This window comes from Bradyrhizobium sp. USDA3516, from assembly GCF_057651995.1.
Window position 1 is genome coordinate 303,483 of record NZ_JBYGYN010000002.1, and the last position, 12,180, is coordinate 315,662.

10 protein-coding genes are annotated in these 12,180 nt (G+C 62.4%); 9 read left to right on the forward strand and 1 reads right to left on the reverse strand.

Annotation, left to right across the window (positions count from 1 at the left end; translation table 11 throughout):
* Positions 1 to 27: 27 nt before the first annotated feature.
* Positions 28 to 2,124, reverse strand: coding sequence for a 3-hydroxyacyl-CoA dehydrogenase NAD-binding domain-containing protein (locus AC24YW_RS07320; protein WP_487482094.1), 2,097 nt, complete (start codon positions 2,122 to 2,124; stop codon positions 28 to 30).
* A gap of 130 nt (positions 2,125 to 2,254) precedes the next feature.
* On the opposite strand from AC24YW_RS07320, the gene AC24YW_RS07325 reads away from it, so the two are divergent.
* The 9 genes from AC24YW_RS07325 to AC24YW_RS07365 all read left to right on the forward strand — a co-directional run bounded on the left by AC24YW_RS07325 (position 2,255) and on the right by AC24YW_RS07365 (position 12,108).
* Entirely contained in the window at positions 2,255 to 3,121 is an 867-nt protein-coding gene (locus AC24YW_RS07325) for an IclR family transcriptional regulator (RefSeq protein WP_487482584.1), read from the forward strand.
* Positions 3,122 to 3,187: 66 nt separating this feature from the next.
* A complete protein-coding gene (locus tag AC24YW_RS07330) occupies positions 3,188 to 3,985 on the forward strand; it encodes an ABC transporter ATP-binding protein (protein WP_487482095.1) in 798 nt (265 codons plus the stop codon).
* Positions 3,982 to 4,695, forward strand: coding sequence for an ABC transporter ATP-binding protein (locus AC24YW_RS07335; RefSeq protein WP_035997952.1), 714 nt, complete (start codon positions 3,982 to 3,984; stop codon positions 4,693 to 4,695). Before AC24YW_RS07330 ends, AC24YW_RS07335 begins: the two co-directional genes overlap by 4 nt.
* Positions 4,696 to 4,708: 13 nt before the next feature.
* The gene (locus AC24YW_RS07340) at positions 4,709 to 5,587 is read left to right on the forward strand and encodes a branched-chain amino acid ABC transporter permease (RefSeq protein ID WP_487482096.1); all 879 of its coding nucleotides are present in this window, start codon (positions 4,709 to 4,711) and stop codon (positions 5,585 to 5,587) included.
* A gap of 2 nt (positions 5,588 to 5,589) precedes the next feature.
* Positions 5,590 to 6,609 carry a branched-chain amino acid ABC transporter permease gene (locus AC24YW_RS07345; protein WP_487482097.1) on the forward strand — a complete coding sequence of 340 codons (1,020 nt, stop codon included), beginning with the start codon at positions 5,590 to 5,592 and terminating at the stop codon, positions 6,607 to 6,609.
* 30 nt (positions 6,610 to 6,639) lie between these two features.
* Positions 6,640 to 7,875 carry an ABC transporter substrate-binding protein gene (locus tag AC24YW_RS07350; protein ID WP_487482098.1) on the forward strand — a complete coding sequence of 412 codons (1,236 nt, stop codon included), beginning with the start codon at positions 6,640 to 6,642 and terminating at the stop codon, positions 7,873 to 7,875.
* 116 nt (positions 7,876 to 7,991) lie between these two features.
* Positions 7,992 to 9,218 carry an ABC transporter substrate-binding protein gene (locus AC24YW_RS07355; RefSeq protein WP_487482099.1) on the forward strand — a complete coding sequence of 409 codons (1,227 nt, stop codon included), beginning with the start codon at positions 7,992 to 7,994 and terminating at the stop codon, positions 9,216 to 9,218.
* Positions 9,219 to 9,466: 248 nt separating this feature from the next.
* Positions 9,467 to 10,696 (forward strand): ABC transporter substrate-binding protein, encoded by a 1,230-nt coding sequence (locus AC24YW_RS07360; RefSeq protein WP_487482100.1) that lies wholly within the window; start codon positions 9,467 to 9,469, stop codon positions 10,694 to 10,696.
* A 182-nt stretch (positions 10,697 to 10,878) separates the two neighbouring features.
* Positions 10,879 to 12,108, forward strand: a complete 1,230-nt coding sequence (locus AC24YW_RS07365; RefSeq protein WP_487482101.1) for an ABC transporter substrate-binding protein — start codon at positions 10,879 to 10,881, stop codon at positions 12,106 to 12,108.
* Positions 12,109 to 12,180: the final 72 nt, after the last annotated feature.

Genomic DNA, 12,180 nt, shown 5'->3' on the forward strand with positions numbered 1-12,180 from the left:
ATGACGAGGGTTGGGACAAAGCTCCCATCACGCCGCTTTCGACTCGGCCGCGAGCGAGGCGAACGTCTTGCCCTCCGCAGCCAGCTTCTTCAGCAGCGGGGCGGGCTCGAGACCGGGGTCGTTGGTCTCCTTGGCGTAGAAGGCCAGGCGATCGGCGATGTGCTTGAGGCCGACGCTGTCGGCCCAGAACATCGGGCCGCCGCGGTAAATCGGCCAGCCATAGCCGTAGAGCCAGACCACGTCGATGTCGCTGGGACGCGCGGCGATGCCCTCTTCCAGGATCTTCGCGCCCTCGTTGATCATCGGATACATCATGCGCTCGAGGATCTCCTCGTCGCTGACGATGCGCTTCTTGCGGCCGAGACGCAGCAAGGTCTCGTCGATCAGCTTCTCGACGTCGGGGTCGGGCAGCGGCGCACGAGAACCCTGCTCGTACTTGTAATAGCCCTTGCCGGTCTTCTGGCCGAAGCGGCCGGCCTCGCACAGCGCGTCCGCGATCTCGGACTTGATGCCGCGATCTTTCCGCGAGCGCCAGCCGATGTCGAGGCCGGCGAGATCGCTCATCGCGAACGGGCCCATCGGCATGCCGAACTTGGTGACGACGGCATCGACCTGTTGCGGCAGCGCGCCCTCGAACAGCAGCTTTTCCGACTGCTTGCCGCGCTGGGCAAGCATGCGGTTGCCGACGAAGCCGTCGCAGACGCCGACCACGGCCGGCACCTTCGCGATCTTGCGCGCGATGGTCACCGCAGTCACCAGCGCATCCGGCGCGGTCTTGTCGGCGCGCACGATCTCGCACAGCTTCATGACGTTGGCCGGCGAGAAGAAGTGCATGCCGAGCACGTCCTGCGGACGCTTGGTCGACTTCGCGATCTCGTCGATGTTGAGGTACGAGGTGTTGGAGGCGAGCACCGCGCCCGGCTTGGCATACTGGTCGAGCTTGCCGAACACCTCCTTCTTCACCGCCATGGTCTCGAACACGGCCTCGATGACGAGGTCGGCATCGCCGACATTCTCGATGCCGACGACACCGTTGATCAGCGCCATGCGCTTGGCGGGCGCATCGGCCGGGATGCCGCCGCGCGCGGCGGTCGCCTCCCAGTTCTTCTGCATCACGCCCATGCCGCGCTTGAGCTGCTCCTCGCCGGTCTCGATCAGGGTGACGGGAATGCCGGCATTGGCAAAGGACATCGCGATGCCGCCACCCATGGTGCCGGCACCGAGAATGGCGACGCGGTTGACGGGCCGCGGCTTGGTGCCTTCAGGCACGCCCGCGATCTTGTTGGCCTCGCGCTCGGCGAAGAAGGCGTAACGCTGCGCCTTGGACTGGTCGCTGGCGACGAGCTTGAGGAAGCCCTCGCGCTCCTTCTTCAGGCCCTCGTCGAACGGCAGATCGATGGCGTAGCCGACGGCATCGGCGGCGGCAAACGGCGCCTCCAGGCCGCGCGACTTCTTGGTCATGGCCGCGACCGCATTGGTGAAGATCGAGCGGTCGGCCTTGGCCGCCGCGAGCTTGGAATCGTCGTCGCGCAGGCGGCGCAGCGGGCGCTTCTCGGCGAGCAGCTTGCGCACGAACGCCTCGCCGCCCGAGGCCGGGCCTTCGATGATCTCCTCGATCAGGCCGTTCTTCAGCGCCTCCGCCGCCCCGATCGGGTCGCCGCCGACGATCATCTTGACCGCGAGCTCCGGGCCCACCGCGCGGGGCAGGCGCTGGGTGCCGCCGGCGCCGGGCAGCAGGCCGAGCTTGACCTCGGGCAGGCCGAGCTTGGCCTCTTTCACCGCGACGCGGAAATGGCAGGCCAGCGCGACTTCGAGACCGCCGCCGAGCGCGGTGCCGTGGATCGCGGCAACGACCGGCTTGGGCGAGTTCTCGATCTCGGACAGCACGTCGTTGAGCGCGGGCGGCTTCGGCGGCTTGCCGAACTCGGTGATGTCGGCACCGGCAATGAAGGTGCGGCCGGCGCAGGTCAGCACGATTCCTTTGATGGCGGTATCGGCGACCGCGGCCTTGATGCACTCGAGGATCCCACCGCGAACTGCGGCACTCAGCGCATTTACCGGCGGGCTGTTGACCGTGACGATCCCGACTTCGTCATGACGCTCAAGCTTGACCACTTCGCTCACGGTGTCCCTCCTTGGTGGGGATTTACTTTTGTTCGATTTCGCATTGCGGAATTTAATTCCGCATCTTGACGGCAGGGTTATTTTGAAGCACGGACGTTGTCAACGACTCCGCGCAAGAAGCAGATCAGGGATGAAGCGTACAGGAAAGAAGACCGCGACCGATCGGAATTTCGTCGTCGCGCTTTCCCGCGGACTGGAAGTATTGCGCGCGTTCCACCCCAATGACGGCCTGCTCGGCAATCAGGAGATTGCCTCCCGCACCAATCTGCCCAAGCCCACCGTGTCGCGGCTGACCTACACGCTGACCAAGCTCGGCTATCTGACGCCGGTTCCCCGCTTCGAGAAGTACCAGCTCGCCCCTGCGGCGATGTCGCTCGGCTACGCGGCGCTGGCCAATCTGGGCGTTCGGCATTTGTCCGAGCCGTTCCGCGAAGAGGTGATGCGCGCGACCGGCGGCGCCGTCGCCGTCGGCGGCCGTGACCGCCACAGCATGATCTATTTCGGGCAGAGCCGCGGCAGCGAGACCGTCGGCGTTCAACTCGACGTCGGCTCGCGCGTGCCGATTGCAACCAGCGCGATGGGCCGCGCCTATTTCTGGGCGCTCGACGAGGAAGGTCGCGCCGAAGTGTCGCGCATCCTGCGCGAACATTACGGCAGCCGCTGGCCGAAGATGCGCGAGGGGTTGGAACGTTCCGGCGAGACGGTCGCGAAATACGGCTTCGCGATTTCGGTCGGCGATTGGCACGACGACATCGGCGCGGCCGGCGTCGCGCTCAAGCTCAACGACGGAACCGGGCCTTACGCATTCAATTGCGGCGCGCCCGCATTCCGTTTCACGGAAGAGCGTTTGATCAACGACATTGGACCGCGTCTCTTGGCGATGGTAAGGAACATCGAGGCGGCGCTCGGGGGTCTGATGCCGCATTCAAAAAAAGACAGCAGCAAAAAGCTGAAATCAGGAGGAAAAGTTGCGCGTGTGGCCGAGGGATTCAGATAGCCTTTGTCATCATCGGGAGCGGCTCGCATCGCTCCATCGCTCACTGAACGACGTGAGCGAGACGAGATGACGCAGGCACAGCTCGCGCAGGGTACATCGCCCCTGCTCGCCGTTCGCGACGTCAGCGTCGTGTTCGGCGGCATCGTCGCGCTCAACGGCGTGTCCTTCGACATGCACAAGGGCCAGATCCTCGGCTTGATCGGCCCGAACGGCGCCGGCAAGACCACGCTCTTCAATTGCCTCTCGCGCCTCTATCAGCCGTCGTCCGGCGACATCCTGATGGACGGGGTGAGCATCCTGACGCGGTCGCCGCACCGGATCGCCGAGATCGGCATTGGCCGCACCTTCCAGAACGTGGCGCTGTTTCCCAATCTATCGGTGATGGACAACGTCCGCGTCGGCGCCCATTCGAAGACCTCGAGCGACATCATCAGCGACTCCCTGAAGCTTGCCTGGGTCCGGCGCAGCGAGACTAGCATCAACAAGAAGGTGCACGAGATCCTTGCTTACCTCGACCTCGAGGACGTCGCCCATACCGTCGTGTCCGGCCTGCCGTTCGGTACGCAGAAGCGGGTCGAGCTGGCGCGTGCGCTGGCGGCCGATCCGAAGATCCTGCTGCTCGACGAGCCCGCCGGCGGCCTCAACCACGAGGAAGTTCATGTGCTCGGCGACCTCATCCGCAAAATCCGTGACGAGCGCCATATGACCGTGCTCCTGGTCGAGCATCACATGGGCCTCGTGATGTCGATCGCCGACCACGTCGTCGCGCTGAATTTCGGCAAGAAGCTCGCGGAAGGCACGCCCGCCCAGGTGCAGGCGGACCCGGACGTCATCAAGGCCTATCTCGGGAGCAAGGATCAATGACGCCACTGCTCAACGTCAAGGACCTGCGCGCCTATTACGGCCAGGTCCAGGCGCTCCATGGCCTGTCCTTCTCGCTCAACGAGGGCTCGCTCGTGACGCTGCTGGGCGCCAACGGCGCCGGCAAGACCACCACGCTGCGCGCGATCTGCAACATGGTGCGCTCCACCGGCGGCGTCGAGTTCGAAGGCAAGCCGCTAAACAACCGTTCGACCGAGAGCATTGTGCGGTTCGGCATCGCCCACGTGCCGCAGGGCCGCGGCACCTTCACCAACATGACGGTGGAAGAGAACCTCCAGCTCGGGGCCATCACCCGCAAGGACCGCGCCGGCATCGTCTCCGACATCGAGCGCATGTACGCGCATTTCCCGGTGTTGAAGCAGCGCCATACCCAGCAGGCCGGCACGCTCTCCGGCGGCGAGCAGCAGATGCTCGCGGTCGCCCGCGCGCTGATGCTGCGGCCGCGGCTGATGCTGCTCGACGAGCCCTCCTTCGGCCTCGCGCCGCTGGTGGTGCGCGACCTGTTCGGCATCCTCGGCAAGATCAACCGCGAGGACAAGGTCTCGATCTTGGTGGTCGAGCAGAACGCCCAGCTCGCGCTCGAGCTGGCCGACCAGGCCTATGTGATCGAGACCGGCCGTATCGTGATGTCCGGCAAGGCCAAGGACATCGCGAACAACGAAGAAATCCGCAAATCCTATCTGGGTTACTGAGGGAGCCGGCACAATGGAGCTGTTCACCAACCAGGTCCTGGCTGGCATCGCCACCGGCGCGATCTATGCCTGCATGGCGCTCGCCGTGGTCATGATCTACCAGGCCATCGACCATCTCAACTTCGCGCAAGGCGAGATGGCGATGTTCTCCACCTTCATCTCGTGGCAATTGATGCAGTGGGGGGTGTCCTATTGGGTCGCCTTCCTGATCACGTTGGCATTTTCCTTTGTCGCCGGCATCGCGATCGAGCGCATCCTGTTCAAGCCGCTCGTCAAGGCGCCGGTGCTCACCAACGTCGCCGGCTTCATCGCGCTGTTTGCGATCATCAACTCGTCGGCGGGCCTGATCTGGGACTTCACGATCAAGCAATATCCGACCCCGTTCGGCTCCGCCCCGTTCCTCGGCAGCCAGCTGATCTCGACCCATCAGGCCGGCATGATCGGCGTCACGATAGCGCTGCTGCTCGCGCTGTATTTCTTCTTCCAGTACACGCGGATCGGTCTCGCGATGCGCGCCGCCGCCTCGGTGCCCGAATCGGCCCGCCTCGTCGGCATCAACACGAGCTGGATGATCGCGCTCGGCTGGGGCATGGCGACCGCGATCGGCTCGATCGCCGGCATGCTGATCGCCCCTGTCGTGTTCCTCGAGCCGAACATGATGGGCGGCGTGCTGATCTACGGCTTCGCCGCGGCGGTGCTCGGCGGGCTGAGCAGTCCGTTCGGCGCCGTGGTCGGCGGCTTCCTGGTCGGCGTGTTCGAGAACCTCGCCGGCACCTACATTCCCGGCGTCGGCAATGAGCTGAAGCTCCCGATCGCGCTCGCGCTGATCATCTCCGTCCTGGTCGTCAAACCCGCTGGTCTGTTCGGCCGGCACATCGTCAAGCGAGTTTGATCATGAGCGCAGCAGAAGAAGTCGTCGCCGAAGGCCACGAGGCGGTCGAGGCGGTTCCGAAGCGGGCCATGACGCTGGGCACCGGCACCTCGCTGGTGGTGCTGGCGGCGCTGTTGATCGTGCCGATGTTCGTCAAGAACTTCATCATCTTCCAGATGACGATGCTCCTGATCTACGGGCTCGCGGTGCTGGCGCTGAACATCCTGACCGGCGGAAGCGGCCAGTTTTCGCTCGGCCAGAGCGCGTTCTACGCCGTCGGCGCCTATGTGTCTGCGGTGCTGATGGAGCATGCCAACGTCAACTACGCGCTGACCATTCCGATCTCCGCCGTGATTTGCTTCGGATTCGGTTACCTGTTCGGCAAGCCGGCACTGCGGCTGTCGGGCATCTATCTCGCGCTCGCGACCTTTGCGCTCGCGACAGCGATGCCGCAGCTGCTCAAGCTGAACTTCCTCGAGCACTGGACCGGCGGCGTGCAGGGCCTCGTCGTCACCAAGCCGGACGCGCCGTTCGGCCTGCCGATGTCGCAGGACATGTGGCTCTACTATTTCACCCTCATCGTGACGGTCGCGATCTACATCTTCTCGGTGAACCTGTTGCGCTCGCGCTCCGGCCGCGCCTTCATGGCGATCCGCGACAACGAGATCGCGGCCTCCTCCATGGGCGTCAACGTCGCGCTGTACAAGACGCTGGCGTTCGGCGTATCCGCCGGCATCACCGGCGTTGCCGGCTCGCTCGGCGCCATCGCAGTGCAGTTCGTCGCGCCCGACAGCTACACCATCACGCTCGCGATCTCGCTGTTCCTCGGCATGGTGGTCGGCGGCGTCGGCTGGCTGCCCGGCTCGTTCGTCGGTGCGGCCTTCATCATCTTCGTGCCGAACATGGCGGAGAGCATCTCCAAGGGCCTCTCCGGCGCGGTGTTCGGCGTGCTGCTGTTCCTCGTCATCTACCTCGTGCCGCATGGCGCAAGGCAGGTCGCGATCCTGGGCCAGCAACTCGTCGGCAAGCTCAGGAAGAACTGAAGACCCATCGAATTAACCAAGGAGACCGAATTGTATTTTGGAAGAACACTGCGAGCCGCCGCGCTGGTCACGGCAACGACGGCCATCACTCTCACCTCCGGCGCTGCACTCGCCCAAAAGAAATACGACACCGGCGCGTCCGATACCGAGATCAAGATCGGCAACATCATGCCGTACAGCGGTCCGGCGTCGGCCTATGGCATCATCGGCAAGACCGAAGAAGCCTATTTCAAGATGATCAACGACAAGGGCGGCATCAACGGCCGCAAGATCAACTTCGTCAGCTATGACGACGGCTATTCGCCACCGAAGGCCGTCGAGCAGGTCCGCAAGCTGGTCGAGAGCGACGAGGTGCTGGTCGTTTTCAATCCGCTCGGTACGCCCTCCAACAGCGCGATCCAGAAATATCTCAACTCCAAGAAGATCCCGCAGCTCTTCGTGGCGACCGGCGCCACCAAGTGGAACGACCCGAAGAACTTCCCCTGGACCATGGGCTGGCAGCCCTCCTACCAGAGCGAAGCGCAGATCTACGCGAAGTGGCTGATGAAGGAGAAGCCGGACGCCAAGATCGCGATCCTCTATCAGAACGACGATTTCGGCAAAGATTACCTCAAGGGCACCAAGGACGGCCTCGGCGCCAAAGCCTCCTCCATGATCGTCATGGAAGAGAGCTACGAGGTCTCCGAGCCGTCGATCGACGGTCACATCGTCAAGATCAAGGCCGCCAATCCCGACGTGCTGCTGATCTACACCACGCCGAAGTTCGCGGCCCAGACCATCAAGAAGACCGCCGAGCTCAGCTGGAAGCCGCTCCAGATCCTGACCAACGTGTCGATCTCGGTCGGCAGTGTGATGAAGCCGGCCGGCTTCGAGAACGCGCAAGGCGTGCTGTCGGCCGCCTACGCCAAGGACTCCACGGATCCCCAATGGGCCAACGACCCCGGCATGAAGAAGTGGAACGAGTTCGTCGACAAGTACATGCCGGGTGCCGATAAGTCGGACACCAGCATGGTCTATGGCTACGGCGCCGCTTCGACCCTGGCCAAGGTGCTCGAAATGTGCGGTGACGATCTCACCCGCGCCAACATCATGAAGCAGGCCGCCTCGTTGAAGGACTTTGCTCCGGATACGCTGCTTCCCGGCGTCAAGATCAACACCAGCGCCACCGACTTCGCTCCGATCGCGCAGCTGCAGATGATGCGCTTCAAGGGCGAGAAATGGGAACTGTTCGGCGAGATCATCAGCGGTGACGTCGCCTCCGAGTGAGGCGTGACGCAATGATCCGGGACGAGGAGCCCCCGCGGACAGCTGCGGGGGCTTTTTGTTGACGACGGGCGCCAATCTTGTTCAATGCGATCGATCCATCCCGGGGTAGGAGAACAATGGCCGCCGTTCGTTCCCAGGTTGCGCCGCTCTGGGCCGCACTTGCCTTGTGCACTGCAATGAGCGGCGAGGCGCTGGCGCAGAAGAAATACGACATCGGCGCTTCCGACACCGAGATCAAGATCGGTAACATCATGCCCTATAGCGGTCCGGCCTCCGGCTATGCCGCGATCGGCAGGACCGAGGAAGCCTACTTCAACAAGATCAACGCCGAGGGCGGCATCAACGGCCGCAAGATCAAATTCATCTCCTATGACGACGGCTATTCGCCGTCGAAGACGGTGGAACAGGCGCGCAAGCTGGTCGAGAGCGACAACGTACTGCTGATCTTCGGCTCGCTCGGCACCTCCACCAACAGCGCCATCCGCAAGTACATGAACGAGAAGAAGGTGCCGCAATTGTTCGTGGCGAGCGGCGCCTCGAAATGGAACGACCCCAAGCAATATCCCTGGACCATGGGCTGGCAGCCGAGCTACGTCAGCGAGGCCCGCATCTATGCCAAGTACATCATGAAGGAGAAGCCGAACGGAAAGATCGGCGTGCTCTACCAGAACGACGATTTCGGCAAAGACTATCTGAACGGCTTGAAGGAGGGCCTCGGCGCCAAGGCTTCGATGATCGTGCGGGAGGAAGCCTACGACAATTCCGAGCCCGTAATCGACGAGCGCGTCGTGAAGCTGAAGGCGGCCGGCGCCGATATCTTCATCAGCCTCACCAACCAGAAATTCGCCGCGCAGGGAATCAAGAAAGCGGCGGAGATCAATTGGCATCCGATGCACATCATCTCCAACGTCTCGGCTTCGGTCAGCGGCGTGTTGGAGCCGGCGGGCATTGAAGTCTCGCAAGGCATCCTGTCGGCGACCTACACCAAGGACGGCTCCGACCCGCAGTGGAATGCCGACGACGGCATGAAGAAATTCTACAATTTCCTCGCGCAATACGAGCCCAAGGCCAACAAGCTCGATGCCGGCGTCGTGTACGGCTATGCCGCCGCACAGACCATGGTGAAGGTGCTACAGATGTGCGGCGACGATCTCACCCGCGAGAACGTCATGAAGCAGGCCGCCAGCCTGCAGGACTTCGCACCCGACACCCTGCTGCCCGGCATCAAGATCAACACCGCGCCCGACGATTTCGCCCCGATCGAGCAACTGCAGATGATGCGCTTCAAGGGCAGGAAATGGGAGCTGTTCGGTGACATCATCTCGAGCGAGATGAGCCACTGAACGACGCAATTCAAAATAGCCGCTTTCTCGCAAAGCAACTCAAGCGGTGAATTTGCCCCGCAAAAAGAATCTCACGCGCCGGAATATTCAGCACCGCCTTCGACGAGATCGCCGCCCGCGCGAGGCCCGTGCAGGCGTTTGTCTTGCTGACGGCCGTGGATAGGTATTGAATGCGCGACGGAGCGACGCGCAACGATCGCCCCCAACAAGAACAATCGACACATTCAATCCTGTCCAGGGAGATCAAAATGCCTGCAATGCATGTGCGATTGGGGGCCCTCTCGGCTGCCCTCGTGCTGGCTACCACCCTTTCGACGGCAGCGTCCGCCCAGAAGAAATACGACACCGGCGCATCCGACACGGAGATCAAGATTGGCAACATCATGCCCTATAGCGGTCCCGCGTCCGCCTACGGCGTGATCGGCAAGACCGAAGAGGCCTATTTCCGCAAGATCAACGCAGAAGGCGGCATCAACGGCCGCAAGGTCAACTTCATCACCTATGATGACGCCTATTCCCCGCCGAAGACCGTGGAGCAGGCGCGCAAGCTGGTCGAGAGCGACGAGGTGCTGCTGATCTTCAACTCGCTCGGCACCCCGCCGAACTCGGCGATCCAGAAGTACATGAACCAGAAGAAGGTTCCGCAGTTGTTCGTCGCCACCGGCGCCACGAAGTGGAACGACCCGCAGACCTTCCCGTGGACGATGGGCTGGCAACCCAACTACCAGATCGAGTCGATCATCTACGCCAAGTACATCCTGAAGAACCATCCGAACGCCAAGATCGCCGTGCTCTACCAGAACGACGATTACGGCAAGGACTATCTGAAGGGGTTCAAGGACGGGCTCGGCGCCAAGGCCGCCTCGATGATCGTCATCGAGGACAGCTACGAAGTCTCCGAGCCGACCATAGACTCCCACATCGTCAAGATGAAGTCGACCAACGCCGACGTGTTCTTCAACATCACGACGCCGAAATTCGCGGCACAGGCGATCAAGAAGAACGCCGAGATCGGCTGGAAGCCACTGCACTTCCTCAACAACGTCTCGGCTTCTATCGGCAGCGTAATCAAGCCGGCCGGTTTCGAGAACGCGCAGGACATCATCTCGTCGCAGTACTTCATGGATCCCACCGACGCGCAGTGGAAAAACGACAAGGCGATGATCGCCTGGAACGAATTCCTGGATAAGTACTATCCGGAAGCGAACCGTGCCGATGCCTCGGTGATGTACGGCTATATCGTCGCCCAAGGCCTCGTTCACGTGCTCAAGGCCTGCGGTGACAATCTGACCCGCGAAAACATCATGAAGCAGGCCGCCAGCATCAAGGACTTCGAGCCGGCGGGCCTGCTGCCGGGCATCAAGGTCAACACCTCGGCCGCCGATTTCGCCCCGCTCTCGCAGCTGCAACTGATCCGGTTCAAAGGCGAGCATTGGGAGCGATTTGGCGAGGTCCTGAGCGGCGACGTCGGCGGCTGACCATTAACCAGTCGCTCAAGACGTAAGTCCCAATCGACTAAAGAAGCGGCCCCTGCGGCCTTGCCGCAGGGGCTTTTCCTTGAAGCTTCCGGGCAAATCGTATTGAATTGCCTTCGCGTCGCCAAAAACAATCAAGCCAAGAAAAGGGACGCGCACACCAAGAAAAAAACAGGGAGATTGGAATGCCTGCTGTCAACGGCAAGCTTGCGGCCGCATCATTGGCGCTCGCGCTCATCGCGGCCTCGGCCTCAACGGCAACGGCCCAGAAGAAGTACGATACCGGTGCGACCGACACCGAGATCAAGATCGGCAACATCATGCCCTACAGCGGACCGGCCTCCGCCTACGGCATCATCGGTCGCACCGAAGCCGCCTATTTCAAGAAGATCAACGAAGAGGGCGGCATCAACGGCCGCAAGATCAATTTCGTCTCCTACGACGACGCCTACTCGCCGCCGAAAACGGTGGAGCAGGCGCGCAAGCTGGTCGAGAGCGACGAGGTGCTGCTCGTCTTCAATTCGCTCGGCACGCCGCCGAACTCCGCGATCCAGAAATACATGAACTCGAAGAAGGTGCCGCAGCTGTTCGTCGCCACCGGCGCCACCAAGTGGAACGATCCGCAGAACTTCCCGTGGACGATGGGCTGGCAGCCCAACTACCAGAGCGAGACGCAGATCTACGCGAAGTACATCCTCAAGGCGATGCCGAACGCCAAGATCGGCGTGCTCTACCAGAACGACGATTACGGCAAGGATTACCTGAAGGGCCTGAAGGACGGCTTGGGCGCCAAGGCCGCGAGCATGATCGTGCTGGAGGAAAGCTACGAGACCTCGGAGCCGACCATCGACAACCACATCGTCAAGCTGAAGGCCACCGGCGCCGACGTCTTCGTCAACATCACCACGCCGAAATTCGCGGCACAGGCGATCAAGAAGATCTCCGAGATCGGCTGGAAGCCGACCCACTTCCTCAACAACGTCTCGGCCTCGGTCGGCAGCGTGATCAAGCCCGCCGGGTTCGAGAATTCGCAGGACATCATCTCGGCCGCCTATCTGAAGGACGTCTCCGATCCGCAGTGGAAGGACGATCCCGGCATGAAGGCGTTCCTCGACTTCATGACGAAGTACTTCCCCGAGGGCGACAAGCTCGACGGCGGCACCATCGTCGGCTACGGCGTGGCACAGACGCTGGTCGAGGTGCTGAAGAAGTGCGGCGACAATCTCACGCGCGAGAACGTCATGAAGCAGGCGGCGAGCCTGAAGGACTTCCGCACCGAAGTTCTGCTGCCCGGCATCAAGATCAATACCGGGCCGAACGACTTCGCGCCGATCAGCTCGCTGCAGCTGATGAAGTTCAAGGGCGACAAGTGGGATCTGTTCGGCGAGGTGATCAGCGCCGACGCCGGCGGCTAGAAGCTGCAAGGTCCTGATAACGAGCCACCTGAGCCGATGGCGCAGGGGCTTTTGCTTGTGTGGCAATTGTGA

What these genes read in the sequence shown, in the direction of transcription:
- AC24YW_RS07325 (WP_487482584.1), top strand. Translation starts at nt 2,255, where the DNA reads ATGAAGCGTACAGGAAAGAAGACCGCGACCGATCGGAATTTCGTCGTC.
- AC24YW_RS07330 (WP_487482095.1), top strand. Translation starts at nt 3,188, where the DNA reads ATGACGCAGGCACAGCTCGCGCAGGGTACATCGCCCCTGCTCGCCGTT.
- AC24YW_RS07335 (WP_035997952.1), top strand. Translation starts at nt 3,982, where the DNA reads ATGACGCCACTGCTCAACGTCAAGGACCTGCGCGCCTATTACGGCCAG.
- AC24YW_RS07340 (WP_487482096.1), top strand. Translation starts at nt 4,709, where the DNA reads ATGGAGCTGTTCACCAACCAGGTCCTGGCTGGCATCGCCACCGGCGCG.
- AC24YW_RS07345 (WP_487482097.1), top strand. Translation starts at nt 5,590, where the DNA reads ATGAGCGCAGCAGAAGAAGTCGTCGCCGAAGGCCACGAGGCGGTCGAG.
- AC24YW_RS07355 (WP_487482099.1), top strand. Translation starts at nt 7,992, where the DNA reads ATGGCCGCCGTTCGTTCCCAGGTTGCGCCGCTCTGGGCCGCACTTGCC.
- AC24YW_RS07360 (WP_487482100.1), top strand. Translation starts at nt 9,467, where the DNA reads ATGCCTGCAATGCATGTGCGATTGGGGGCCCTCTCGGCTGCCCTCGTG.
- AC24YW_RS07365 (WP_487482101.1), top strand. Translation starts at nt 10,879, where the DNA reads ATGCCTGCTGTCAACGGCAAGCTTGCGGCCGCATCATTGGCGCTCGCG.